At 64.8% G+C, this 24,408-nt stretch carries 31 protein-coding genes, 1 tRNA gene and 1 pseudogene; 22 read left to right on the plus strand and 11 right to left on the minus strand.

Annotated elements, in window-relative coordinates:
* Window positions 1–12 precede the first annotated feature (12 nt).
* From ACSFBF_RS07070 to ACSFBF_RS07155, 18 genes are all read left to right on the plus strand, one after another.
* Window positions 13–183, plus strand: coding sequence for a hypothetical protein (locus ACSFBF_RS07070; RefSeq protein WP_435465603.1), 171 nt, complete (start codon window positions 13–15; stop codon window positions 181–183).
* A complete protein-coding gene (locus ACSFBF_RS07075) occupies window positions 180–374 on the plus strand; it encodes a hypothetical protein (RefSeq protein WP_435465604.1) in 195 nt (64 codons plus the stop codon). The genes ACSFBF_RS07070 and ACSFBF_RS07075 overlap by 4 nt, the downstream gene beginning before the upstream one ends.
* Before the next feature lie 16 nt (window positions 375–390).
* Window positions 391–1,344 carry a hypothetical protein gene (locus tag ACSFBF_RS07080; protein ID WP_435465605.1) on the plus strand — a complete coding sequence of 318 codons (954 nt, stop codon included), beginning with the start codon at window positions 391–393 and terminating at the stop codon, window positions 1,342–1,344.
* A gap of 29 nt (window positions 1,345–1,373) precedes the next feature.
* A complete protein-coding gene (locus ACSFBF_RS07085) occupies window positions 1,374–3,011 on the plus strand; it encodes a YqaJ viral recombinase family protein (protein ID WP_435465606.1) in 1,638 nt (545 codons plus the stop codon).
* 33 nt (window positions 3,012–3,044) lie between these two features.
* A complete protein-coding gene (locus ACSFBF_RS07090; protein WP_435465607.1) occupies window positions 3,045–3,677 on the plus strand; it encodes a 3'-5' exonuclease in 633 nt (210 codons plus the stop codon).
* Window positions 3,678–3,791: 114 nt separating this feature from the next.
* Window positions 3,792–4,403, plus strand: a complete 612-nt coding sequence (locus ACSFBF_RS07095; RefSeq protein WP_435465608.1) for an Lcl C-terminal domain-containing protein — start codon at window positions 3,792–3,794, stop codon at window positions 4,401–4,403.
* Between the two features lie 26 nt (window positions 4,404–4,429).
* A complete protein-coding gene (locus ACSFBF_RS07100) occupies window positions 4,430–4,939 on the plus strand; it encodes an Lcl C-terminal domain-containing protein (RefSeq protein WP_435465609.1) in 510 nt (169 codons plus the stop codon).
* Window positions 4,940–4,958: 19 nt separating this feature from the next.
* Complete coding sequence (locus ACSFBF_RS07105) at window positions 4,959–5,324, plus strand: four helix bundle protein (protein WP_435465610.1); 366 nt, start codon at window positions 4,959–4,961, stop codon at window positions 5,322–5,324.
* A 302-nt stretch (window positions 5,325–5,626) separates the two neighbouring features.
* Window positions 5,627–6,706: an RNA-directed DNA polymerase gene (locus ACSFBF_RS07110; RefSeq protein ID WP_435465611.1), complete on the plus strand. Its 1,080-nt coding sequence runs from the start codon at window positions 5,627–5,629 to the stop codon at window positions 6,704–6,706.
* Window positions 6,707–6,715: 9 nt separating this feature from the next.
* Window positions 6,716–7,405 (plus strand): hypothetical protein, encoded by a 690-nt coding sequence (locus ACSFBF_RS07115; protein ID WP_435465612.1) that lies wholly within the window; start codon window positions 6,716–6,718, stop codon window positions 7,403–7,405.
* A gap of 3 nt (window positions 7,406–7,408) precedes the next feature.
* Window positions 7,409–7,789 carry a hypothetical protein gene (locus ACSFBF_RS07120; RefSeq protein ID WP_435465613.1) on the plus strand — a complete coding sequence of 127 codons (381 nt, stop codon included), beginning with the start codon at window positions 7,409–7,411 and terminating at the stop codon, window positions 7,787–7,789.
* Entirely contained in the window at window positions 7,786–8,088 is a 303-nt protein-coding gene (locus ACSFBF_RS07125; RefSeq protein ID WP_435465614.1) for a hypothetical protein, read from the plus strand. Before ACSFBF_RS07120 ends, ACSFBF_RS07125 begins: the two co-directional genes overlap by 4 nt.
* Window positions 8,085–8,378, plus strand: coding sequence for a hypothetical protein (locus ACSFBF_RS07130; protein ID WP_435465615.1), 294 nt, complete (start codon window positions 8,085–8,087; stop codon window positions 8,376–8,378). Before ACSFBF_RS07125 ends, ACSFBF_RS07130 begins: the two co-directional genes overlap by 4 nt.
* Window positions 8,375–8,578: a hypothetical protein gene (locus ACSFBF_RS07135; protein ID WP_435465616.1), complete on the plus strand. Its 204-nt coding sequence runs from the start codon at window positions 8,375–8,377 to the stop codon at window positions 8,576–8,578. Before ACSFBF_RS07130 ends, ACSFBF_RS07135 begins: the two co-directional genes overlap by 4 nt.
* Window positions 8,575–8,886 (plus strand): hypothetical protein, encoded by a 312-nt coding sequence (locus ACSFBF_RS07140; RefSeq protein WP_435465617.1) that lies wholly within the window; start codon window positions 8,575–8,577, stop codon window positions 8,884–8,886. The genes ACSFBF_RS07135 and ACSFBF_RS07140 overlap by 4 nt, the downstream gene beginning before the upstream one ends.
* Complete coding sequence (locus tag ACSFBF_RS07145) at window positions 8,883–9,092, plus strand: hypothetical protein (RefSeq protein ID WP_435465618.1); 210 nt, start codon at window positions 8,883–8,885, stop codon at window positions 9,090–9,092. The genes ACSFBF_RS07140 and ACSFBF_RS07145 overlap by 4 nt, the downstream gene beginning before the upstream one ends.
* On the plus strand, window positions 9,089–9,517 hold the full coding sequence (locus ACSFBF_RS07150) for a hypothetical protein (protein WP_435465619.1): 429 nt from the start codon (window positions 9,089–9,091) through the stop codon (window positions 9,515–9,517). The genes ACSFBF_RS07145 and ACSFBF_RS07150 overlap by 4 nt, the downstream gene beginning before the upstream one ends.
* A gap of 163 nt (window positions 9,518–9,680) precedes the next feature.
* Complete coding sequence (locus tag ACSFBF_RS07155; RefSeq protein WP_435465620.1) at window positions 9,681–10,622, plus strand: tyrosine-type recombinase/integrase; 942 nt, start codon at window positions 9,681–9,683, stop codon at window positions 10,620–10,622.
* 62 nt (window positions 10,623–10,684) lie between these two features.
* On the opposite strand, the gene ACSFBF_RS07160 is transcribed toward ACSFBF_RS07155, so the two are convergent.
* From ACSFBF_RS07160 to uvrB, 10 genes are all read right to left on the minus strand, one after another.
* A tRNA-Val gene (locus tag ACSFBF_RS07160) sits at window positions 10,685–10,759 on the minus strand.
* Between the two features lie 74 nt (window positions 10,760–10,833).
* Entirely contained in the window at window positions 10,834–11,541 is a 708-nt protein-coding gene (gene dnaQ, locus ACSFBF_RS07165; protein WP_258349877.1) for a DNA polymerase III subunit epsilon, read from the minus strand.
* Window positions 11,541–11,879 (minus strand): ISC system 2Fe-2S type ferredoxin, encoded by a 339-nt coding sequence (gene fdx / locus ACSFBF_RS07170; protein ID WP_013542153.1) that lies wholly within the window; start codon window positions 11,877–11,879, stop codon window positions 11,541–11,543. The genes dnaQ and fdx overlap by 1 nt, the downstream gene beginning before the upstream one ends.
* A gap of 9 nt (window positions 11,880–11,888) precedes the next feature.
* Window positions 11,889–13,751 (minus strand): Fe-S protein assembly chaperone HscA, encoded by a 1,863-nt coding sequence (gene hscA, locus ACSFBF_RS07175; protein ID WP_435465621.1) that lies wholly within the window; start codon window positions 13,749–13,751, stop codon window positions 11,889–11,891.
* 4 nt (window positions 13,752–13,755) lie between these two features.
* The gene (gene hscB / locus ACSFBF_RS07180) at window positions 13,756–14,274 is read right to left on the minus strand and encodes a Fe-S protein assembly co-chaperone HscB (RefSeq protein WP_435465622.1); all 519 of its coding nucleotides are present in this window, start codon (window positions 14,272–14,274) and stop codon (window positions 13,756–13,758) included.
* Window positions 14,275–14,337: 63 nt separating this feature from the next.
* Entirely contained in the window at window positions 14,338–14,661 is a 324-nt protein-coding gene (gene iscA / locus ACSFBF_RS07185; RefSeq protein WP_007828190.1) for an iron-sulfur cluster assembly protein IscA, read from the minus strand.
* Window position 14,662: 1 nt separating this feature from the next.
* Window positions 14,663–15,082: a Fe-S cluster assembly scaffold IscU gene (gene iscU, locus ACSFBF_RS07190; RefSeq protein WP_081268994.1), complete on the minus strand. Its 420-nt coding sequence runs from the start codon at window positions 15,080–15,082 to the stop codon at window positions 14,663–14,665.
* Between the two features lie 50 nt (window positions 15,083–15,132).
* A complete protein-coding gene (locus ACSFBF_RS07195; protein WP_093052338.1) occupies window positions 15,133–16,353 on the minus strand; it encodes an IscS subfamily cysteine desulfurase in 1,221 nt (406 codons plus the stop codon).
* A gap of 84 nt (window positions 16,354–16,437) precedes the next feature.
* Window positions 16,438–16,974, minus strand: coding sequence for a Fe-S cluster assembly transcriptional regulator IscR (gene iscR, locus ACSFBF_RS07200; RefSeq protein ID WP_007828186.1), 537 nt, complete (start codon window positions 16,972–16,974; stop codon window positions 16,438–16,440).
* A 233-nt stretch (window positions 16,975–17,207) separates the two neighbouring features.
* Window positions 17,208–19,325 (minus strand): excinuclease ABC subunit UvrB, encoded by a 2,118-nt coding sequence (gene uvrB / locus ACSFBF_RS07205; RefSeq protein ID WP_435465623.1) that lies wholly within the window; start codon window positions 19,323–19,325, stop codon window positions 17,208–17,210.
* Between the two features lie 105 nt (window positions 19,326–19,430).
* Here uvrB and ACSFBF_RS07210 point away from each other — a divergent pair, with 105 nt between their 5' ends.
* The 4 genes and pseudogenes from ACSFBF_RS07210 (at window position 19,431) to ACSFBF_RS07225 (ending at window position 23,509) form a co-directional block, all read left to right on the plus strand.
* The gene (locus ACSFBF_RS07210) at window positions 19,431–20,627 is read left to right on the plus strand and encodes an amino acid aminotransferase (RefSeq protein ID WP_435465624.1); all 1,197 of its coding nucleotides are present in this window, start codon (window positions 19,431–19,433) and stop codon (window positions 20,625–20,627) included.
* A gap of 156 nt (window positions 20,628–20,783) precedes the next feature.
* Complete coding sequence (locus ACSFBF_RS07215; protein WP_435465625.1) at window positions 20,784–22,214, plus strand: polyhydroxyalkanoate depolymerase; 1,431 nt, start codon at window positions 20,784–20,786, stop codon at window positions 22,212–22,214.
* 9 nt (window positions 22,215–22,223) lie between these two features.
* Window positions 22,224–22,874 (plus strand): annotated as a pseudogene (locus ACSFBF_RS07220) (RnfABCDGE type electron transport complex subunit B); the annotation flags it as partial.
* Window positions 22,871–23,509 (plus strand): LysE family translocator, encoded by a 639-nt coding sequence (locus ACSFBF_RS07225; protein ID WP_435465626.1) that lies wholly within the window; start codon window positions 22,871–22,873, stop codon window positions 23,507–23,509. The pseudogene ACSFBF_RS07220 and the gene ACSFBF_RS07225, both read left to right, overlap by 4 nt.
* Here ACSFBF_RS07225 and yedA read toward each other — a convergent pair.
* Window positions 23,475–24,404 carry a drug/metabolite exporter YedA gene (yedA, locus tag ACSFBF_RS07230; protein WP_435465627.1) on the minus strand — a complete coding sequence of 310 codons (930 nt, stop codon included), beginning with the start codon at window positions 24,402–24,404 and terminating at the stop codon, window positions 23,475–23,477. The two genes, ACSFBF_RS07225 and yedA, sit on opposite strands and share 35 nt — an antisense overlap.
* Window positions 24,405–24,408 lie beyond the last annotated feature (4 nt).

Below are 24,408 nucleotides of genomic sequence, written 5' to 3' on the forward strand. Positions count from 1 at the left end.
GGGGCTGTTCGCATGAAGACCGCGACCACCCGCCGCCTGCGCTCCGTCGCTGCGCCCGTGGCCGCCCCCATCGGTGGCCTCATGGACTCGCGCTTCGTCTATGTGCGCGCCGCCGAGACGGACATCCGCAAGACCTTCGATCGCATCCGCGCTCACCCGCCGCTGGTGAAAGGCAAGCCATGAACACGCCTACCCGCACGCGCCCTGGCCATTGGGCCGACCAGCGCATCCCCAACAGCGACGAGATCGCCGAAGCCGATGAGCAGCACGACGAGGCACGGCCGCCGGTGGTTGCTGTCGGCACGGCCTTCGTCGCCCTCCTCCTCGCCGTCGCGCTGGTCGCCTGGCTCGCGCGCTTCTTCCTCCAATCCTGATCACTCGAGAGAACCTATGTCCACTGAACTGACAACCCAGCCCGCGCAATTCGACCTGAGCCCTCAGACCTTCGAGCAGGCGCTGACCTTCGCCAACTACATGGCCGACAGCGACATGGTGCCGAAGGACTTCAAGGGCAAGCCCGGCAATTGCCTGATCGCCATGCAGTGGGGTTTCGAAGTGGGCCTCAAGCCACTACAGGCGCTGCAGGGCATTGCGGTCATCAACGGGCGCCCTTCGATCTGGGGCGATGCGCTGCTGTCGCTCGTGCTGTCGTCGCCGGTGTGCAAGGATGTGATCGAGCGCTATGAGGGCACCGGCGAGGACTACAAGGCGGTCTGCATCGCGCAGCGCCATGGCCGCGCCGATAAGGTGGGCGAGTTCTCGCTCAAGGATGCCAAGACCGCAGGACTGTTGGGCAAGCAAGGCCCGTGGACCCAATACCGCGACCGCATGCTCAAGCAGCGAGCCCGCGCTTTCGCGCTGCGCGATCAGTTCGCCGACGTCATCAAGGGTCTGTCGGTAGCCGAGGAGTCGCAAGACATCGCGCCGCCGAGCATGCGCCACATGGGTGAAGCAGAGGTGGTGCGGCCCACGGCCGAAACCTACCCGGCCGACCAGTTCGACAAGAACCTCCCGGCTTGGCGCGACGTCATGGCCAAGGGCCGCAAGACGCCCGAGCAAATCATCGCGATGGCGCAGACGAAGTTCCCGCTGACCGACGCGCAACAACAGCAGATCCGCGCCGCGGCGCCCGCGCCGGCTGCGGCAGCCGAGACGGTGACCACGACCGCCGACGGCGAAATCCACATGACCTATGCCCAGGTCGCCGACCGCATCGCGAAGGCCGTCGACGTCGACGCACTCGGCATCGCAGGCGACCTGATCAGCAGCGTGCAGGACGTTGGCCAGCGCGGCGAGCTCAACACGCTCTGGGAACAGCGCAACGACGCCCTCACCGCCGGCTGAACTCTCAACACCAGAAAGGAATCACGACCATGGAAACTCTCAACCTCGTTCAGGGCACGCCGGAATGGCACGCCCACCGCCGCAACCACTTCAACGCGAGCGACGCGCCCGCGATGCTCGGCGTCTCGCGCTACAAGACGCGCACGCAGCTGCTGCACGAGATGGCAACCGGCGACACGCCCGAGGTCGATGCCGCCACGCAGAAACGGTTCGACTATGGTCACCGCTTCGAGGCGCTGGCCCGGCCGCTGGCCGAGGAGTTCATTGGCGAAGAACTGTTCCCCGTAGTGGGCGCGCTCGGCAAGCTCTCGGCGTCCTTCGACGGCCTCACGATGGACGAAACCATCGGCTTCGAGCACAAGACGCTGAACGCCGATCTACGCGCGGCTATGGCCGGCGGCAGCACAGGTGCCTCGCTGCCCGCCGATTACCGCGCGCAGATGGAGCAGCAGCTCATGATCTCGGGCGCTGAGAAGATCCTGTTCGTGGCATCGAGCTGGCGCGGTGACGATCTCATCGAGGAACAGCACTGCTGGTACGAATCAGATCCGGTGATGCGCGCTGCGCTGCAACAGGGCTGGGCCCAGTTCGAGATCGACCTGGCTGCCTACAAGCCGGCCCATGCCGCCGCTGAGCCGGTGGGCCGCACGCCCGAGACGCTGCCCGCGCTGCGCGTCGAGGTGACGGGCATGGTCACGGCCAGTAATCTGGCCGAGTTCAAAGCCCACGCCTTCGAGGTGTTCGCCGGCATCAACACCACGCTGGAAACCGACCAGCACTTCGCCGATGCTGACAAGACGGTGAAGTGGTGCGGCGACGTCGAGGAGCGCCTGGCCGCCGCCAAGCAGCATGCGCTGAGCCAGACCGAGAGCATCGACATGCTGTTCCGCACGATCGACGACATCGCGGCCGAGGCGCGGCGCGTTCGCCTAGACCTGTCCAAGAAGATCGACAGCGAGAAGCTGAACCGCCGCAACAAGATCATGGCCGACGGCGCGGCCGCGCTGACGGCGCACGTGCACTCGCTCAATGAGCGGCTGGGTGTGGCCTACATGCCGCTGAGTGCCGCACAGGCGGACTTTGCCGGCGCCATGAAGGGCAAGAAGACGATCGCCAGCCTGAAGGAGGCGGTGTCAACCACGCTCGCCAACGCCAAGATCGCGGCCAGCGCCGTAGCCGACAAGATCGAGATTAACCTGAAGGCGCTGGCGCGCGTGCCCGACGAGTGCCGCCCGCTGTTCCCCGACGCCGGAATCATCGTGCAGAAGGCGAACGACGACTTCGAGGCGCTGGTCACCTCGCGCCTCGCCGCGCACAAGGCTGCCGAAGATGCGAAGGAAGCCGGGCGCATGGCAGCGGTTGCACAGGTCGCGGTACCGGTGCCAGCGCCTGCAGCTGCTCCCATTGCTGTGGCCGCTGTCGTGCAACGCGTTGTGCCCGCACCGCAAGCAGCGCCGAACACACCGCCCTCGCTGCGCCTTGGCGTACTCAACGAACGGCTCGCCCCCATCCAGATCACCGCCGGCGGCCTCGCGTCGCTGGGCTTCACTGCGGCCGCACGCCAGGGCAGCACGGTGCTCTACCACGAGACCGATTACCCGCGCATCTGCGCCGCCCTCATCGACCACCTGCAGCAGGTCGTCGAGCCCGAAGCGGCCGCGGCCTGACCCGTTCCCCCCACGCAACTCCGAAAGCAACTGATGAATCTCGCTATGTTCTACGACACCGAAACCACCGGCCTGCCGCTCTTCAAAGAGCCGAGCGAGCACCCGGGCCAGCCGCACATCGTGCAGCTGGGCGCCTGCCTGGTCGACCTCGACGATCGCCGTGTGCTCAGTTCGCTCGATGTGATCGTGAAGCCCGAAGGCTGGACGATTCCCGAAGAGGTGACGGCCATTCACGGCATCAGCACCGATCTGGCAACCGCCGCTGGCGTGCCCGAAGCCGAAGCTGTCGGCATCCTGATCGCGATGTGGCAGCAGGCGTCGTGCCGCATCGGCCACAACGAGACGTTCGACGCCCGCATCGTGCGTATTGCCCTGATGCGTCATTTCCCGGCCGCCCAAGGCGAGGCGGTGCTCGCTGACCTCTGGAAGGCCGGTGCCGCGAAGTGCACCCAGCAGATCAGCACGCCGATCCTGAAGCTGCCGCCCACCGCGAAGATGAAGGCAGCCGGCTTCCTCAAGCACAAGAGCGCCAACCTCGGCGAGGCCTATGCGCACTTCATGGGCAAACCGCTCGAGGGTGCGCACAGCGCGATCGTGGACGTGCGTGCGTGCATGGAAGTCTTCTTCGCAGCCACCGCGCCGGCCGCTGAGCCTGTCGCAGCCTGACACCAGTTTCGGGCGTACGACCGGGCCTCCGTCTCCTCCTCCCTCCCTCCATTCCCGGCCGGCGCTGCGCGAGCAGCCGCCCCTTTTCTTTCCCTCAACCAACCGGAGCAATCCATGAACGCAGACAACCCCACCACCCTCGTTCCCGCTGAACATGGAGCGCCTTTCGAAGGCGGCTTCTACGGCGGCAAGATCCGCATCGGCGACGGCATCTACGCAGTCGTCTGGGCACCCAAAGCCAACGGCGATATCAAGGGCCTCTGGCTGCCGAGCTACACGCAGGTGCCCAATACCGACAGCTACTTCGACAGCATGGCGAACACCATTGCGATGGCCGCGGCGGGCAGCCCCATTGCGCAGCAGGCCCTAGCCGCTGAGATCGCCGGGCACAAGGACTGGTGCATCCCTGCGCGTGACGTGCTGGAGCTGGCCTACCGGCACCTGAAGCCCACCGGCGAAGAGAACTACGCCTACGAGGACGGTGAGAACACGAGCAGCGTTCCCCCGGGCGATGCGTACACCGAAGAGCTGCCCGCGCAAACCAGCGTCGAAGCCTTCCGCAAGGGAGGTGCCGAGGCGTTCGAAGAAGCCTGGTACTGGAGCAGCACGCAGGCTTCCAGCGACGGCGCCTGGTTTCAGGGCTTCAGCAACGGCGGCCAGGACGGCGACGGCAAGAAGTTCGAAGGCCGCGCCCGCCTCGTTCGCTTGATTCAGCTCAACGCTTGAGTCCTTCAATCCTTTCAGGAGTTCCCATGGCCATCACCCAAGAGACCATTCAAGAAGAGACGAAGAAGCTGGGCGAAATGATCGCCCGGTTCGAATCCATCGGCGTGAACGTCGGCGATGCCAAGGCATGGGCCGAAGGTCTGCTCGCCAAGCTCAAGGCCAGCGCGGCCACCGTCCTCACCCTCCCTGGCATCGAGATCACGCTGGCACCGGGCGAGCGCTATGCGGGCCTTCTCCTCGATGAGGAAGGCAAGCCGAGTCATCACCTGGTGCTGCTGCCCGGCGAGTTCGAGGACGTGTCTTGGGATGCTGCGAAGAGCGCCGCAGAGAAGGTCGGGGGCGAGCTTCCCTCCAGGCGTGAACAGTCCCTGCTCTTCGCGAACCTCAAGAGCGAATTCAAGGCCGCTTGGTACTGGTCGAGTGAGCAGGCTTCCAGCGGCGACGCCTGGCGTCAGCACTTCGGCTACGGCTACCAGGACGACTACTACGAGGAGTTCGAAGGCCGCGCCCGCCTCGTTCGCAGATTGGTCCTTTGATCCTTTAGTCCGTTGAGTCATGGCCATCCATACCCAATTGCCGATTCACAAGACGGGCAGCAAGCTGCTCGGCCTTGTGGTCCAGATCCACGCGCAGATGCGCCGCGGCTACAAGCGCTCGGTGGGCGAGAAAATCATCGGCCACTGCGCCGAAATGCTCGACCTCATGGCGCTCGCGAATGCCACGAAGCACGCGCAGCGGGCGGCGCACATCAGGGAAATCCTCACGCACAACCGGGCTGCCACAGTTTGGCTGCGTGTGGGCTTCGACCTGAAGGAGATCTCGCCGAAGCTCTGGGGCGAGTCGGTGCAGATGCTCGACAGCATCGGCAAGCAGGCCAGTGGATGGCTCAAAGTGTCAAGCGAGAAGGCGCCTGCAGCATGACGGTCAAGGCCCTCACGCCCGTGCGCAATTTGAATCTGGTCGCGCCGCTGCCCCACGAGGGCACCGCCATGCGCACAACGGATACCGCTGCCCCAGTGCAGGCCCGGTCCGGCGCAGTCTCCCCGCTGATCGGCTCCGGTCTTCGGTGGGGCGATGTAGATAGCGCGAACCAACGCAGGCTTCCAGCAACAACGCCTGGAATCAGAACTTCAACAACGGCAACCAGAACAACAACAACAAGAAGTTCGAAGGCCGCGCCCGCCTCGTTCGCAGATTCATATCCGTTCTCCTTCGAAGAGCTGGTGCAGGCCTATCTGGACTGCCGCAAGAGCAAGCGCAACACGGAAAGCGCGCTCGCCTTTGAAAGCCAGCTCGAGCGCAACCTGTGCGCTCTGTATGAGGAACTGACCAGCGGCGCATGGCGCCCTGGTCGGTCGATCTGCTTCGTCATCACACGCCCCAAGCCGCGCGAGGTCTGGGCTGCAGACTTCCGTGACCGCATCGTCCACCACCTCCTGTACAACCGCATCGCCCGGCGCTTTCACGCGAGCTTCGTTCACGGCAGCAGCGCATGCATCCCTGGCCGCGGCACGCTGTACGCCGCCAAGCTGCTGGAAGGCGATGTCCGCAGCATCACTCAGAACTGGAGCCGACCGGCCTTCTACCTGAAGTGCGACCTGGCCAATTTCTTTGTAGCCATCGACAAGGTCACGCTGCGCGATCAGCTGGCCCGCAAGGTGCACGAGCCGTTCTGGCTGGCGCTGGCCGAGACCATCCTGTTCCACGACCCGCGCGATGACCACGAGCTGCGCGGACGCCCAGAGTTACTGGCGCGCGTGCCAGCGCACAAGAGCCTCTTCAACGCGCCGGTGCACACGGGCCTGCCGATCGGCAATCTCAGCAGCCAGTTTTTCGCGAACGTGCACCTCGATGCACTCGACCAGTTCGCCAAGCACCAGCTGCGCGCCACGCGGTACGTGCGCTACGTCGACGACTTCATCCTGCTTCACGAGTCGCCGCAGTGGCTGCGCCAGGCACATGACCGCATTGCGGTCTTCCTGCCCGAACGCCTCGGCGCGCGGCTGAACCCCAGCAAGACCATCCTGCAACCGGTAGACCGCGGCATCGACTTCGTGGGGCACGTCATCAAGCCATGGCGTCGCACGACCCGGCCGCGCACGGTGGCAACGGCCCTGCACCGCATCGAGACGCTGCCGGCCGCCGATCTGTTCGCCACCGGCAACAGCTACCTCGGGCTGATGCGCCAGGCCGGCAACAGCCACCAGGACCAGGTCGCCGTCGGCCGCGCGCTGCTCAAGCGCGGGCATGCCATTGACGGCGGCCTGACCAAGATTTTCCGCGCCCATTCCATCAACCACTGAAAGGCAACCATGTTCTCCCTCCCCGAATTCACCAAGGTCAAGGTGCTCGATGTCACCGTGCTGAGCCAGAAGAACCGCCCCGCCGGCGCGAACCCCGGCGTGTGCCTGAATGTGCAGGCTGATCTGCCGAACTACGTGCTGTCGGAGTTCGATCCGGCGCTGCGCAACACGCTGTTCACGAAGAGCGCCGCGGCCGAGACGGCCAAGGACAAGCGCCAGACGCTGCCGGGCGTCGAGCCCATCAGTGACTTGCCGAACCTTACCTCCATCGCGCGCCACGTGCGCAAGGTGGCATGGTCGGAAAAGCTCACCGGCTACAGCGGAGAGATCGACCACGGCATCGGCGGTAAGTCGAATCTGCCGTTGACCGATGCGACGCTCGAAAACTTCCGCTTCGCAGCGAAAGAAGGCGGCACTGTAGCGGCCTGGTGGAGCATCGAGATGATCGACGTGCCTAAGCTGACGATGGGCGAGCTCACGATGCTCAAGAGCCGCGAGGTTCCCATCAAGTTGCTGGAGCCCGAAGTCACGCAGCAGGACATCGAGGACGAGCCGGCTGCTGCGCCGGCACCGGCCAAGGCTGCCAAGGGCGCAAAGAAAGACCTCAAGCCCGCAGAGGCTTGGCCCTTCCCGAACGATCCGCCTGCCGGCGCGCAGACGCCCGAAGAGGCGTTCATCGCTACGGCCGACAAGGGGTAAGCCATGCGCATGCTTTCCGAAGCCGAGCACGACCGCCTGCTGGCGGCCGAGATCGAGCGTGATCGCCTCGACGCGCTCGTGAACAGCCCTCAGACCGCGAACTTCCTCACGGCGGTGGCGGCCGAGAAGGCGCATCAAATCGAGCGTTGGGGTCGCGCCGCCGACCGTCAGAAGAGCGCGGAGCATTGGTTCTGGCTGTTGTGCTATCTCGCCGGCAAGGCGCTGCGCGCAGCGATCATGGGCGACAAGGTGAAGGCCTTGCACCACACGATCAGCAGCGCCGCGGTGCTTGCGAACTGGCACGAGGCGATCAGCGCCGACACGAGCGGCGCTGGCATTGGCCAAGACGCGGACCTGAAGGCTCATGACGAGGTGGCGGCATGAGCGCCCTACAGATCGCCGTCGAGGCGCTGGAGAGCATCGCCCTGGCCGGCATGTCCGGCAGCGGCCAGGAGAGCGAGGAAGGCCTGCGCGACTGGCATGCACGACGCGCGTGGGAGTTCATCGGCATCGCGGCCCGCGCCCTGCCGGTGGTGCGCGCCGCCGCGGCTACCTGGCTGCACGCTGGCAACGAGCGCCAGCACGTCATCTGCCTGTGCCCGGACTGCACGCGACCGCGCGCAACTGCCGTGCATGCACCCGACGACACGTCGCTCGAAACGGGCGAAGGGGATGCGCGATGAGCCGAAGTTGTGACGCCCTGCAGTGCAGCGCCAACATCCAGCCCGGCCGCTTCCTGTGCATCACGCACTGGAAGATGGTGCCGATCCAGGTGCAGCGCACGATCAACACCCGGTATCGCGCGTGCCGCAAGGACTTCGCCTTCCTCAGCGACATCGCATACCTGCAGGCCTGCGTTGACGCGATCGAAGGTATCGCGTCTCTCGAAGGAAAAGACCTGGCGCCGACCACCTATCACCGCATGCTGGCCAGCGAGAAGCGCAAGGCAGCACAGCAGGAGATCGGGGCATGAAGGCCGCCATCGTCATCGACCGCTGGAAGTTGCCCATCTTCACGCGGCATTTGAAGGAGGCCGGGTTCTCGTACGAGGAGCATGGCGCCGCGGCCCCGGAAACCCTCTTGTTGACCGTCATAACGGACGAGCCTGCGAAGCTGCAGCGCGCCGTCGTGGCGGCCACAGTCGAATGCAAAAACATGAAAGGCCCGCAATGAACGATCGAGAACTCTCCGGCGGGAAACCGATCACACCGGACCACCGCGACATCGACCATGCGACGGGCCAGCAGAAGAGCTACGTGGTGCTCACGGCCGAAGAGCGCGCCAAGGGCTTCGTGCGCCCCGTGCGGACCAAGTACGTGCACACGAAGTGCGGCGTGGTCACCCGGATGTCCCAAGACATCGCCGAGACCTATGCGCGCGACCCTGGCTTCTATTCCGGCACGTTCTGCGTCGGCTGCAGGACTCACCTGCCGCTGGCGGAGTTCGTGTGGGATGGCACTCAGGAGGTCCTCGGATCATGACCATCGACGAGATGATTGCGCGCCCCGGCTTCTACGAGGTCACCAGCCCAGCCATGTCTGCGATGGGCGGGTATACCGTCGTCGAGGTTGAGGCCGACGGCACGGTGCACCAGCTGACGCCGGCTGGCGCCCGTGATGGGGTGCTGTCGCGCGAAGGATGGTCTCCTGATGTGATCGTGCTGCGGCAGGTGGAGAACGTCTCGTGACCCTTCCATACTCCCGCGCCACCAGTGGCCGCAATGCGCTGGCCGACCTGCAGAAGATCCTGCAGGGCTTCGGGTGCACCCGCTTCGGCACGATGACCGATACCGAGCGCGGTGAGCTGCTGGTGCAGTTCTCGCACCGTGGCCGCGATGTGATCGCCCGGGCCAGCTACAAGGGCTACGCCGCGGCGCTTCTGCGCGGCAAAAGCAAGACCGCGACCAATGAGCGCGCCGCGCTCAAGCAGGCCGAGATCAGCGTTTGCAGCGTGCTGCGCGATTGGATCAAAGGCCAGGTCGTCGCCATCGAATCGGGCGTGTTGACCTTCGAGGGCGCGTTTCTCGGCCAGATCCTGCTGCCAAACGGCCAGACCATCCTCGATCACGTCGAGCAGCAGAAGCTGCTGCCAGCGCCGGAAAGCAAATCATGACCGCCGACCTTACCCGCCAAGAACTCTGCGTGCGCCTTCGCATCAGCGAGTCGACGGTGCGCCGGCTCGAGGTGGCGGGCCTGCCCTGCACGCCGGTGGGCCGGAGCAAACGCTACGATCTCGCCGAATGCAAGCAGTGGCTTCGCGCCAACCAAGGTCAACAATGTCAATCTGGATCGACAAGCAAGGGCGTAGACACGTCGGCCTCATGGTCTCAGGCCGCCGAGTACATCGAATCCTCCCAGAAGGTGCGTCGGCGAGTGATGCCAAGCAACTTGAGGCTGATCTCCGACGCCGGCTGACGGCCCCCAAGCCGCTGGCCGGCGACCCGCTGCTGGTGGCGGTGATGCCGCTCTACCTGGCGCACGCCAAGGGCACCAGATGGCCCGAACAGGCAAAGCAATGCGCAATGCGCATTCAACCTTGGCTTACGGGTTTCCGTGCCTCGCAGGCGCGCGAGGTGGCCGCCACGATCATCCGAGACATGAAACCCAAATACGCCCCTGCCACGATCAACCGTAGCCTGGCCACGCTCAAGAAGGCACTGTCTCTGGCCTGGGAGTTGGGGCAGACAGAGATCAACCATGGGGCGGCGATCAAGAGCCTGCCGCCGAACAACAAGCGCGAAGTGTTCTTGACGCCTGCTCAGGTCGAGAAGCTGGCCGGCCACTGTCCGGAACCAGTGCAGGCCGCCATCTGGATCGCCCTGTACACCGGTGCGCGGCGCGGCGAGATCCTAGCCATGAAGCCGGAGGATGTGGCAAAAACCGCGCTCACGATCCACGCCAGGAACACGAAGACACTGCGCACCAGGGTGATCCCCATCGTGAAGCCGCTGCGGCCATGGCTCAAACACCTGCCTCTGCCATACAAGGACTACGAGGGGCTCAAAAGCGGGTTCCAGCGGGGCCGGAAAGCGGCTGGGATGGAGCATGTCAACTTCCACGACCTGCGCCATTCCTGCGCCTCGATCCTGGTGGCCAGCGGCGCCGACCTCTACACGGTCAGCAAGATCCTCGGGCACTCGTCGATCATCACGACCCAGCGCTACAGCCATCTGCAGGTGAAGCAGCAGCGCTCAGCGATGGTGAAAGCCTTCGCCTGAAATTGCACTGTGAATTACACAGGGCAGATGGGAAGGTGGGGTGGAAAACGATGTTTCCCAAATGGTGGGCGGTGGAGGTTTCGAACCTCCGACCCCAGCAGTGTGAATGCTGTGCTCTACCCCTGAGCTAACCGCCCGAAACGCTGCTGTTGCCTGCAGCGTTCTGAAAACGTATCGCGTTGTGCGAAGCCTCAGATTATGCCATAGCTTTTCAGCCGTTTTCGCGAAACAGCGTGCGACCGCCGCTCGATTTGTCGAGTTGCCCCAACACCGCCTCGTGCGCGGTCAGTTCGTGCTCGGCCGCCAAGATCACCGGCAGCTCGAACTGGCTCAGGTCGATGGCCACCACGGTGGTGCCCAGTTCGGGCTCGTTCGAAGCCACGTCGATCAGCAGCGCATCCTGGCCGCGCGTGAGGTTGATGTAGACGTCTGCCAGCAGCTGCGCGTCGAGCTTGGCGCCGTGGAAGGTGCGGTTCGAACGGTCGACGCCGAAGCGGTCGCACAACGCATCCAGCGAATTGCGCTTGCCCGGGTACACCTGCTTGGCCATGGCCAGCGTGTCGGTCACTTCGCTGACGAAGGTGCGCAGCGGCGGCAGGCCGGCACGCTCGAACTCCTTGTTGAGAAAGCCGACGTCGAAGGCCGCGTTGTGAATGATCAGCTCGGCATCGCGCAGGTACTCGACGATGTCGTTGGCCAACGTGGCGAACTTCGGCTTGTCGCGCAGGAAGTCGGTCGTCAGGCCGTGGACCTTGAGCGCGTCTTCATGGCTCTCGCGCTCCGGGTTGAAGTAGATGTGCAGGTCGTTGCCGGTGAGCTTGCGGGCGAACAGCTCGACGCAGCCAAGCTCGATGACGCGGTCGCCGTTCTCTGCGGAGAGGCCGGTGGTTTCGGTGTCGAGAACGATCTGGCGCGACATCAGTGGTTTTCCTTGGCGTGATTGATCGAGTACTTGGGAATCTCGATAGTCACATTCTCCTGCGCCAGGATCGATTGGCAACTCAGGCGCGACTGCGGCTCCAGGCCCCAGGCACGGTCGAGCAAGTCTTCTTCGCCCTCTTCCGCCTCGTTCAGCGAGTTGAAGCCCTCGCGCACGATCACGTGGCAGGTGGTGCAAGCACAGCTCATCTCGCAGGCATGCTCGATGTTGATGTGGTTGTCGAGCAGCGCCTCGCAGATCGAGGTGCCGGCGGGCGCGGTGATTTCAGCGCCCTGCGGGCAGTACTCGGGATGCGGGTAGATCTTGATCGTGGGCATGTTGTTGTTCTAGAGAGATTCGACCTTGCGGCCGGCAAGTGCGCGCGCAATGCCCGCATTCATGCGCTGTGCGGCAAAGGCCTCGGTGTCATCGGCCAGTTTCTTGGTGGCGGCCTCGATGGCCGCGGCTTCATTGCTGCCCTTGACGGCTTCGCGCAACTGCGCCATCGATGCGTCGATGACGGCGCGCTCTTCGTCGCTCAGCAGATCGCCGTCAGCATCGAGCGCGCTCTGCGTAGCGAGCAGCATGCGGTCGGCATCGACACGCGCCTCGACCAGCGCGCGGGCCTGCATGTCCTGCTGCGCCGTGGAGAAGCTCTCCTGCAGCATGGTCGCGATCTGGTCGTCAGACAGGCCATACGACGGCTTGACCGCCACACTGGCTTCGACGCCGCTGCCCTGCTCCTTGGCGCTCACGCTCAGCAGGCCGTCTGCGTCGACCGTGAAGGTCACGCGGATGCGTGCCGCGCCGGCCGCCATCGGCGGGATGCCGCGCAGCGTGAAGCGCGCGAGGCTGCGGCAGTCAGCCACGAGGTCGCGCTCGCCCTGCACCACGTGCAGTGCCAGCGCGGTCTGGCCGTCCTGATAGGTCGTGAAGTCCTGCGCCATCGCGGTGGGGATGGTCTGGTTGCGCGGCACGATGCGCTCGACCAGGCCGCCCATGGTCTCGATGCCGAGCGACAGCGGGATCACGTCGAGCAGCAGCAGTTCGCCCGCGCCGTTGTTGCCAGCGAGTTGATTCGCCTGGATGGCGGCGCCGAGGGCCACGACTTCGTCGGGGTTCAAATTGACAAGCGGCTCGCGGCCGAAGAACTCGGCGACGGCGCTGCGGACCTGCGGCATGCGGGTGGAGCCACCGACAAGCACGATGCCCCGCAGGTCGTCGGACTTGAGCTTTGCGTCGCGCAGTGCCTTGCGAACGGCAGCGATGGTGCGATCGGTGAGCGGCCGCGTGGCGGTGTAGAACTGTTCGCGGGTCACATCGAACGAGGCGGTCTTGCCTGCCACATCAGCCTTGAACAGGGCCGATTCCGAATCGGTCAGCGCCTCTTTCGCGGCCCGTGCGGCGACCAGCAACGCGGCCCTGTCGGCATCGCTGCCGGCCTGCAGGCCCGTCTGCGCGAGCACGAAGTCGGCTAGCGCGTGGTCGTAGTCGTCGCCGCCGAGGGCCGAGTCGCCGCCCGTGGCGATCACTTCGAACACGCCTTGCGTAAGCCGCAGGATCGAGATGTCGAAGGTGCCACCGCCCAGGTCGTAGACCGCGTAGACGCCTTCGCTCGCGTTGTCCAGGCCGTACGCGATGGCGGCGGCCGTGGGCTCGCTGATGAGGCGCAGCACGTTGAGGCCGGCGAGCTGAGCGGCATCCTTGGTCGCCTGGCGCTGGCCTTCGTCGAAGTACGCCGGCACGGTGATGACCGCGCCGTAGAGCTCGTCGTCGAAGGTGTCCTCGGCGCGAAAGCGCAGCGTGGCAAGAATCTCGGCGCTGATCTCGACCGGCGACTTCTCGCCCGCCAGGGTCCGCACCTGCACCATGCCGCCATCGCTGCTGCCGATGCGGTACGACATCGCTTCGCGGTTCGCGATGTCGGCCAGGCCGCGGCCCATGAGGCGCTTCACCGAAGTGATCGTGTTGGCCGGGTCTTGGGCGCGCGCCGCCAGGGCATCGAAGCCGATCTGGCGACGGTCGTTTTCAAGGTAGCGCACGGCCGAAGGCAGCAGCACGCGGCCCTGGTCGTCAGGCAGGCATTCGGCCACGCCATTGCGCACCGCGGCCACCAGCGAATGCGTGGTGCCGAGGTCGATGCCCACGGCAATGCGGCGCTGATGCGGGTCTGGCGCCTGGCCGGGTTCGGAAATCTGAAGAAGAGCCATGCCGCTATTGTCCCAACTGATCGAATTTGGCTTCGACGTCCTGTCCGAAGCGCTCAATGAACATGAGGGCTCTCACTTGCTGTGCCGCGGCGGGGTAGTCGCCTTTTTCGTCGATCAGCCAGTCGAGCGACGACAGCGCGCGGGCGCGGGCGGCCTCGACCTCGGACTGGAGTTTCTCGAGCGAAGCGGTGTCTTCGACATCGTCGAGCGCCTCGCGCCACTCCATCTGCTGCATCAGGAATTCCGGCGGCATCGCCGTGTTGTTCTCGGCGTTCAGCGGTGCATCGTGCAGCTCGCAGATGTAGCTGGCGCGGCGGATCGGGTCCTTGAGCCGCTGGTAAGCCTCGTTGATGCGCACCGACCACTGCATGGCCACGCGCTGGGCCGCGGCGCCCTGCGCGGCAAAGCGGTCCGGGTGGGCTTCGCGCTGCAGCTCCTTCCAGCGCGCGTCGAGCACGGCACGGTCCTGCGCGAAAGTCGCCGGGACGGCGAACAGTTGAAAGTCGGTGTCGTTCAGGTTCATGGCAAGAAAAAACCGCCAGCACATGACATGGTGGCGGCTGTTGTCGCGGTCAGCGACGGCGCATCAGATGCGAAAACTTTCCCCGCAGCCGCAACGGTCGCGTTCGTTGGGGTTGATGAACTTGAAGCCCTCGTTCAGGCCCTCGCGCACGAAGTCGAGCTGCGTGCCGTCGATGTAGGCCAGGCTCTTCGGGTCGACCAGCACCTTGACGCCGTGGTCTTCGAACACCACGTCTTCAGGCGTGAACTCGTCCACGTATTCGAGCTTGTAGGCCAGGCCGGAGCAACCCGTGGTCTTCACGCCCAGCCGCACGCCCACGCCCTTGCCCCTCTTGCCGAGGTAGCGGGTGACGTGTCGCGCAGCGGCTTCGGTCAGCGTGACGGCCATGTCAGTGGACAGCTTCGGCAGCAGCGGATTCGGTCTTGACGCCGTGCTTGGCCTTGTAGTCGCTCACGGCGGCCTTGATCGCGTCTTCGGCCAGGATGGAGCAGTGGATCTTCACGGGCGGCAGCGCCAGTTCTTCGGCGATCTGCGCGTTCTTCAGTGCAGCCGCTTCGTCGAGCGTCTTGCCCTTGACCCATTCGGTCACGAGCGACGACGAGGCGATGGCCGAGCCGCAGCCGTAGGTCTTGAAGCGTGCGTCTTCGATCACGCCGGTTTCGGGGTTGACCTTGATCTGCAGCTTCATCACGTCGCCACAGGCCGGCGCACCGACCATGCCGGTGCCTACCGAGTCGTCGCCCTTTTCGAAGGAGCCGACGTTGCGTGGATTTTCGTAGTGGTCGATGACTTTGGAAGAATATGCCATGGTGTACCTCTCAAACTTTGTTCAATCGTGGAGCCTGGTGCGGGCCTGCGTCAGTGGGCCGACCACTGGATCGTGCTGATGTCGACGCCGTCCTGGAACATCTCCCACAGGGGGCTCAGCTCGCGCAGCTTGGCAACGTTGTGCTTGATGGTCGAAATGGCGTAGTCGATTTCTTCTTCGGTCGTGAAACGGCCGATGGTCATGCGAAGGCTGCTGTGGGCCAGTTCGTCGCTGCGGCCCAGGGCGCGCAGCACGTAGCTGGGCTCGAGGCTGGCCGAGGTGCAGGCCGAACCCGACGACACCGCCAAGCCCTTGATGCCCATGATCAGCGACTCGCCTTCGACGTAGTTGAAGCTCATGTTCAGGTTGTGCGGCACGCGGTGTTCGAGGTCGCCGTTGATGAACACCTGCTCGACGTCCTTCAGGCCGTCGAGCAGACGCTTCTGCAAGCGGCGCGCATGGGCGATGTCGTCCTTCATTTCGAGCTTGGCGATGCGGTAGGCCTCGCCCATGCCGACGATCTGGTGCGTGGGCAAGGTGCCCGAACGCATGCCGCGCTCGTGACCGCCACCATGCATTTGCGCTTCGAGCCGCACGCGCGGCTTGCGGCGCACGTACAGCGCGCCGATGCCCTTCGGGCCGTAGGTCTTGTGCGAGGCGAGGCTCATCAGGTCGATGGGCAGCTTCGTGATGTCGATGTCGACCTTGCCGGTGGCCTGGGCCGAATCGACGTGGAAGATGATGCCCTTTTCGCGGCAGACATTGCCGATCGCGACCACGTCCTGGATCACGCCGATTTCGTTGTTCACGAACAGCACGCTGGCCAGGATGGTGTCGGGGCGGATCGCGGCCTTGAACTTTTCAAGGTCGACGAGGCCGTTTTCCTCGACGTCGAGGTAGGTGACTTCGAAGCCCTGGCGCTCGAGTTCGCGCATGGTGTCGAGCACGGCCTTGTGCTCGGTCTTCAGGGTGATCAGGTGCTTACCCTTGCCCTTGTAGAACTGGGCCGCGCCCTTGAGCGCGAGGTTGATCGACTCGGTAGCACCCGACGTCCAGACGATTTCGCGGGGGTCCGCATTGATCAGGTCAGCCACCTGGCCGCGCGCCTTCTCGACCGCCTCTTCAGCTTCCCAACCCCAGGCGTGGCTGCGCGATGCCGGGTTGCCGAAGTGTTCGCGCAACCAGGGAATCATGGCGTCGACCACACGCGGGTCGACCGGCGTGGTGGCGCCGTAATCGAGATAGATCGGGAAATGAGGAGTTACGTCCATGGCTGGCTCGTGCTGGCGTGGGGGTTGTTTTTTGATCTGGGCTGCTCAGGGTGGCGCCCGAAGGCGCCGCCGGGGACTCAGTACTCAGGACTTGGCGAAGGCGTTGCCGAGCGCGAACACCGAATTCGGTGCGTTCACGCGGATCGGCTTGACCACCGGCTGGGCCGAGATCGCACGCTTGACGACCGGCTTGTTCTCGATCTGCACGCCCTTGGCAATCTGGTCGTCGACCAGCTTCTGCAGCGTGACGGAGTCGAGGAACTCGACCATGCGCTGATTCAGCGAGGCCCAAAGCTCGTGCGTCATGCAGCGACCGGCTTCGCCGAGGCAGTTTTCCTTGCCGCCGCACTGGGTGGCATCGATGGGTTCATCGACGGAAACAATGATGTCGGCCACGGTGATGTCCGCAGCCTTGCGGCCGAGGCTATAGCCGCCTCCGGGGCCGCGTGTCGACTCGACCAGCTCGTGACGGCGCAACTTGCCGAACAGCTGTTCGAGGTACGACAGAGAAATCTGCTGCCGCTGGCTGATCGCAGCCAGCGTGACCGGACCGGTGTTCTGACGCAACGCCAGATCGATCATTGCTGTGACCGCAAAACGGCCTTTGGTAGTGAGACGCATCGCAAGCTCCTTCAAGTGCTTACCGTTGAAATGACACCGTGGTCCCGGACCGCGGTGACTTCGTCTCCGCCCTGCCCGACCCCTGACGCTGGTGAACCAGTCGGTAGGAGTCGGTCCTTCATCGCGAAGTTCTTTTCTTGTTGTTGACTGTTTCGGTCAAGTATAACAGAAGCCCCCGAGGTCTGCTGGGGTAAACCCCAGCGCAGTTCGCTTGAAGAATGCGAACGTCTGACCTACTGCGGCGGTATGGCGATGTTGTCGCCGCCCGACGCCCCGAACGCCTGCTCCCGCAGCAGGGCCAACTGGTCCCGCACACGGGCCGCCTTCTCGAATTCGAGGTTGCGGGCGTGCTCCAGCATCTGCTTTTCCAGCCGCTTGATTTCCCGGGCAATGTCCTTTTCGCTCATGTCCTCGACCTTGGCGCGTTCCAGGTCGAGCTTGGCCATTTCCTTGCCCGTTTTCTCGCTGTAGACGCCGTCGATCAGGTCGCGCACCTGCTTGACGATGCTGCGCGGCGTGATGCCGTTGGCTTCGTTGTAGGCGATCTGCCGGGCGCGGCGGCGCTCGGTTTCGCCGATGGCCTTCTTCATCGATTCGGTCATCCGGTCGGCGTAGAGGATGGCCTTGCCGTTCAGGTTCCGCGCCGCCCGGCCGATGGTCTGGATCAGCGAGCGCTCCGCACGCAGAAAGCCTTCCTTGTCGGCATCCAGGATCGCCACCAGCGAAACCTCGGGAATATCCAGCCCCTCGCGCAGCAGATTGATGCCCACCAGCACGTCGAATGTGCCCAGGCGCAGGTCGCGCAGTATTTCCACCCGCTCGACTGTATCGACGTCGCTATGCAGATAGCGCACCTTCACGCCGTTGTCACCCAGGTAATCGGTCAGCTGCTCGGCCATGCGCTTGGTCAGCGTGGTGATCAGCACGCGCTCGTTCTTATCCACGCGAACGCGGATTTCGCCCAGCACGTCGTCCACCTGATGCGTGGCGGGCCGCACCTCGACTTCCGGGTCGATCAGGCCAGTCGGCCGCACCAGTTGCTCGACGACATTACCGGAATGATCCTTCTCGTACTGCGCCGGCGTCGCCGAAACGAAGATGCACTGACGCATGCGCGCTTCAAACTCCTCGAACTTGAGGGGACGATTGTCCATCGCGCTCGGTAGACGAAAGCCGTACTCGACCAGCGTTGTCTTTCGCGCCCGGTCGCCGCTGTACATCGCGTTGAGCTGGCCGATCATCTGATGGCTCTCGTCGAGGAACATCAGCGCGTCCTTCGGCAAGTAGTCGGTCAGTGTGGCGGGCGGCTCGCCGGGCGCAGCGCCCGACAGGTGGCGTGTGTAGTTCTCGATTCCCTTGCAATGGCCGATCTCAGCGAGCATTTCGAGGTCGAAACGGCTGCGCTGCTCCAGCCGCTGCGCCTCGACCAGCTTGCCGACCCCGACCAGTTCCTTGAGCCGCTCCGCCAGCTCGATCTTGATGGTTTCCACGGCCGCCAGCACCTTGTCGCGCGGCGTCACGTAGTGGCTCGACGGATACACGGTGAAGCGCGGCACCTTCTGGCGGATGCGGCCGGTCAGCGGGTCGAAGAGCTGCAGCGACTCGATCTCGTCGTCGAACAGCTCGAAGCGGATCGCCAGCTCGCTGTGTTCCGCCGGAAACACGTCGATGGTGTCGCCCCGCACGCGGAAAGTGCCGCGGGCAAAGTCCTGCTCGTTGCGCAGGTACTGCATGCGAATGAGCCGGGAGATCAGGTCGCGCTGGCCGACCTTGTCGCCGACGCGGGCAATCAGCCGCATCTCCATGTAGTCCTCGGGCGTGCCGATGCCGTAGATGGCGCTCACCGTGGCCACGATGACCGTGTCGCGCCGCTCCAGCACGCTCTTGGTGGCCGACAGCCGCATCTGCTCGATGTGCTCGTTGATCGAGGAATCTTTCTCGATGAACAGGTCGCGCTGCGGTACGTACGCCTCGGGCTGGTAGTAGTCGTAGTAGCTCACGAAGTACTCGACGGCGTTCTTCGGGAAGAACTCGCGGAACTCGCTGTAGAGCTGCGCCGCCAGCGTCTTGTTGGGCGCAAACACGATGGCCGGGCGGCCCAGCCGGGCGATCACGTTGGCCATGGTGAAGGTCTTGCCCGAACCGGTCACGCCCAGCAGGGTCTGGAACACTTCACCGTCGATCACGCCCTCGACCAGCCCCTCGATCGCCTTCGGCTGGTCGCCGGCCGGCGGATAGGGCTGGAAAAGCTCGAAAGGCGAGTCCGGATAGCGGATGAATTCCCCCTGTTTCACAGGCCCGATCGGGTCCAGTTTCTTCAGGTCTGCTATGGCTTCGTTGTTCTCTGGCATGGCTGTTCCCGACAGGTGGCGCTCGCGCCGGTAAAATTCAAGGCAACCGGAAAGGATAAAGCCTCCTCCGGTTGCAGCGAAGCTTTCATCCCAAAGGACCTTTCCATGTCTATGTTCACCGCGGTCGAAATGGCGCCGCGCGACCCGATCCTCGGCCTCAACGAGCAATTTGCAGCCGATACCAACCCCAACAAGGTCAATCTCGGCGTCGGCGTCTATTACGACGACAACGGCAAGCTGCCACTGCTGCAGTGCGTGCAGGCGGCCGAGCAGAACATGATGAAAGCGCCCACGGCGCGCGGCTACCTCCCCATCGACGGCATCGCCGCATACGACAACGCCGTCAGGGTGCTGGTCTTCGGCGCAGACAGCGAACCCGTTACCTCGGGCCGCGTGGCCACCATCCAGGCCATCGGCGGAACCGGCGGCCTCAAGGTCGGCGCTGACTTCCTGAAGAAGCTCAACCCCAACGCCAAGGTGCTGATCAGCGACCCGAGCTGGGAAAACCACCGCGCCCTCTTCACCAACGCCGGCTTCGAAGTCGAAAGCTACCCCTACTACGACGCCGCAAAGCGCGGCATCGACTTCGACGGCATGCTGGCCGCGCTCAACGCAGCCCCTGCCGGCACCGTCGTCGTGCTGCACGCCTGCTGCCACAACCCGACCGGCTACGACATCACGTCGCAGCAGTGGGACCAGGTCGTCGCCACCGTCAAGGCCAAGGGCCTGGTGCCTTTCCTCGACATGGCCTACCAGGGCTTCGGCTACGGCCTGAAGGAAGACGGCGCCGCCGTCGCCAAGTTCGTCGATGCCGGTCTGACCTTCTTCGTCTCGACCTCGTTCTCCAAGAGCTTCAGCCTGTACGGCGAACGCGTGGGCGCCCTGTCGGTGCTGTGCGAGAGCAAGGAAGAAGCCGGCCGCGTGCTGTCGCAGCTCAAGATCGCCATTCGCACCAACTACAGCAACCCACCCACGCACGGCGGTGCCGTGGTGGCCGCGGTGCTCGGCAACCCCGAACTGCGCGCCCTGTGGGAAACGGAACTGGGCGAGATGCGCGTGCGCATCAAGGCCATGCGCCAGAAGCTGGTCGACGGCCTCAAGGCCGCCGGCGTGAAGGAAGACATGAGTTTCATCACCACGCAGATCGGCATGTTCAGCTACTCGGGCCTGACCAAGGACCAGATGGTGCGCCTGCGCAGCGAGTTCGGCGTGTATGGCACCGACACCGGCCGCATGTGCGTGGCCGCGCTCAACAGCAAGAACATCGAGCACGTCTGTGCCTCGATCGCCAAAGTCATCTAGGTGACAGCAAGGTGTGAGGGAATCGTCTTCGCGACGATTCCTTCACGCTCAATGAAGAAGGCTCCTCGCGGCGGGGCCGATGTAGGGGTTTGGCCCCCTGCAACGCAGCGAATGCGCTGATATATTGCACCGCAACATTCCACTCCAAGACCAGCGATGCTCTATCAACTCTACGAAGCCCAGCGTTCCCTTATGGAGCCGTTCTCGGACTTCGCACAGGCGGCCTCCAAGCTCTATGGCCAGGGCGCCGTGTGGGGCCAACTGCCCATGGCCCAGCGCATGGCCGCCGGCTACGACCTGCTCTATCGCCTCGGCAAAGACTACGAGAAGCCCGAGTTCAACATCAAGTCCGTCAAGGTCGACGGCGAAGAAGTCGTGATACAGGAGGCCGTCGAACTCGACAAGCCGTTCTGCGAACTGCGCCGCTTCAAGCGCTTCACCGACGAGCCGCACATCCTCAAGACGCTCAAGAGCCAGCCCGTGGTGCTGATCGTGGCGCCCCTGTCGGGCCACTACTCCACGCTGCTGCGCGACACCGTGCGCACCATGCTGCAGGACCACAAGGTCTACATCACCGACTGGAAGAATGCGCGCCTGGTGCCGCTGTCCGAAGGCGAGTTCCACCTCGACGACTACATCAACTACGTGCAGGAGTTCATCCGCCGCCTGCAGGCCGAATACGGCAACTGCCACGTGGTGAGCGTCTGCCAGCCGACGGTGCCGGTGCTCGCGGCTGTGTCTCTGATGGCCAGCCGCGGCGAGCCGCTGCCGCTGACCATGACCATGATGGGCGGCCCCATCGACGCTCGCAAGTCGCCCACCGCGGTGAACAACCTCGCGATGAACAAGAGCTACGAGTGGTTCGAGAACAACGTGATCTACCGCGTGCCGCAGGGCTTTCCGGGCGCGGGCCGCAAGGTGTACCCCGGCTTCCTGCAGCACACCGGCTTCGTGGCGATGAACCCCGACCGCCACGCCAGCAGCCACTACGACTACTTCAAGGACCTGATCAAAGGCGATGACGCCAGCGCCGAGGCCCATCGCAAGTTCTACGACGAGTACAACGCCGTGCTCGACATGGACGCCGATTACTACCTCGAGACCATCCGCACCGTGTTCCAGGAGTTCGACCTGGTCAACGGCACCTGGGACGTGAAAAACCCCCAGGGTCAGGTGGAGCGCGTGCACCCGCAAGACATTCACTCGACTGCCCTGCTCACGGTCGAAGGCGAACTCGACGACATCTCGGGCTCGGGCCAGACCGAAGCGGCGCACAGCCTGTGCACCGGCATCGCCGACGACAAGCGCGAGCACTATGAAGTGAAAGGTGCAGGCCACTACGGCATCTTCAGCGGCCGCCGCTGGCGCGAACTGGTCTATCCGAAGGTGCTGAAATTCATCGCCGCCAACGACCAGCCCCAGAGCCGCGCCGGCAACCGCGGCGGCCTGGCCGCTGAAGACACCATCAAGCCCGGCCGCAAGGTGCCCGCCGTCGCGGCCAAGAAGCTGCCGGCAAAGAAGGCCGCGACCGTGGCAGTGAAGAAGCCCGCCGCGCGCAAGAAGCCCGGCGCCCGTGCGGCGCGCTGAAGAGCGCGCACGCAACCTCATCATCAAGTGAACGGGCTGGCCGCACGCATCAACGACGCACTGCCTCAAACGCAGTGCACACGGTGCGGCTACCCGGATTGCGCAGGCTACGCGCAGGCCGTGGCCGACGGCGAGGCCGGCATCAACCAGTGCCCGCCAGGCGGCGCTGAAGGCATCGAGCGGCTCGCACTGCTCACCGGCTGCGCACCGCTCCCCCTCGATCCCCAGTTCGGCACCGAAGGCCCGCGTGCCATGGCAGTCATCGACGAGGCCTGGTGCATCGGCTGCACGCTGTGCCTCGATGCCTGCCCCACCGACGCCATCGTCGGCATCAACAAGCGCATGCACACGGTGATCGAACCCCATTGCACGGGCTGCGAGCTGTGCATTCCGGTCTGCCCCGTCGATTGCATCTCGCTCGAAGTCGAGACACCGGGCCTCAGCGGATGGCAGGCCTGGTCGGCCGAGCAGGCCGAAAGTGCGCGGCACCGCTACGAAGTGCACGGCAGGCACCGCAACACCGACGCCCGGCTGGCCGAAACGGCGCCCGAGCCCGAAGCCCCGCAAGACGCCAGCGCCCGCAAGCGCGCCATCGTCGAAGCCGCACTGGCGCGTGCCCGCGCCGCCTCGCAACAACGCCCACCGGCCACCAAACCATGACGCTCGACACCCTGCTCATCTACATCGTCGCTTCGCTCGCGCTGGCCCTGATCCCGGGGCCGACGATGCTGCTGGCGCTGTCCAACGGCATCGAGGGTGGCATGCGCCGCGCGAGCTGGGGCATTGCTGGTGCGTCGCTCGGCAGCATCACTCTGATCGCAGTCGTCGCGCTCGGGCTGGGCTCGCTGCTGGCGGCCTCGGAGTGGCTCTTCAACGCGATCCGCGTTGCAGGCGTGGCCTATCTCGTGTGGTTGGGCATCAAGCTCTGGCGCAGCGAGGTAACCGACCTTGGCACGGCACTGGCCAAGTCGCCGCTCGAAGTCCGTCCGCAAGGCCGTGTCGCGCTGCTGCGCAGCCTGATGGTGGCGCTTTCGAACCCGAAGACGGTGCTGTTCTTCGCGGCCTTCCTGCCGCAGTTCGTCGACATCGCGAAGCCGCAAGGCCCGCAGTACCTGCTGCTGGGCTCGGTATTCGTCGTGCTCGACACCTGCGTGATGCTGGCCTATGCATCGGCCGGCACTCAGGCCGTGCGCTTTCTTTCGCAGCGCGGCCTCAAGGCAATGAACCGCGGTTGTGCAGCCGGCATGTGGCTGCTCGCCGCTACGCTTGCGGTGTGGCGCCGCCCCGGCGCTTGAAGAGCAGCAGCAGCACACCCGCCAACACCACGCCCACCGCGTACCACTCGAAGCGCGTGACAGCCTCGTTGGCGATCCACACGCCCAGCAGCATCGCGATCACCGGGTTGACGAAGGTATAGCTCGCCGCCAGCCCGGCCGGCGCCTTAGCCAGCAGCAGCATGTAGGCGTTGAAGGCAATCAGCGAGCCGAACACCACCAGATAGATCCACGCGGCGACCGCTTCGGCCTGCGGCGGCCAGCTCATCGTTTCGCCAGACACGGCGGCGAGCCCCATCAACACCACGCCGCCGCAGAGCATTTCGCTCGCAAAGCCCATCGCACCGGACGCCAGCGGCAGGCTGCGCTGGCTCAGCACGCTGCCAAGCGACCAGCAGACGCAGGCAATGCAGATGGCCACCAGCCCCTCGGGCGACGAACGGAAACCGCTGCCCTGCGTCAGCATCAGCACGCCGACGAGGCCAAGCGCAATGCCTGCCGCCTCAAGCCGTGACGGCTTCACGCCCCAGATCAGATTGAGCAGCGCAATCAGCAGCGGGATCACCGCGATGAACGCCACCACCAGCCCCGAACCGATCGACACCTCGGCGTTCGCCGTGCCGCCCATGCCACCGCCCAGCATCAGCGCGCCGACGATGAAGGCATTGCGCCACTGCAACAGCGATGGCCACGGCGCGCCACGCCAGCGCATCCACGCTGCCAACAGCACACCCGCGACCAGGAAGCGCGAGCCCATCTGCAGGAACGGCGGAAAACTGATCAGCGCGTACTTGATCGCGAGGTAGGTCGAGCCCCACACCACCCAGGTGGCGGCGAGGCAGAGCCACAGCAGCGGCGGCAGTCCGGGGCGGCCCGCGGCTGGCGCGGCATGGGCGGGAGAAGCGAGGGTCGGCATATCG

The organism is Variovorax nivicola, from assembly GCF_051216475.1.
Lineage (GTDB): Bacteria > Pseudomonadota > Gammaproteobacteria > Burkholderiales > Burkholderiaceae_C > Variovorax.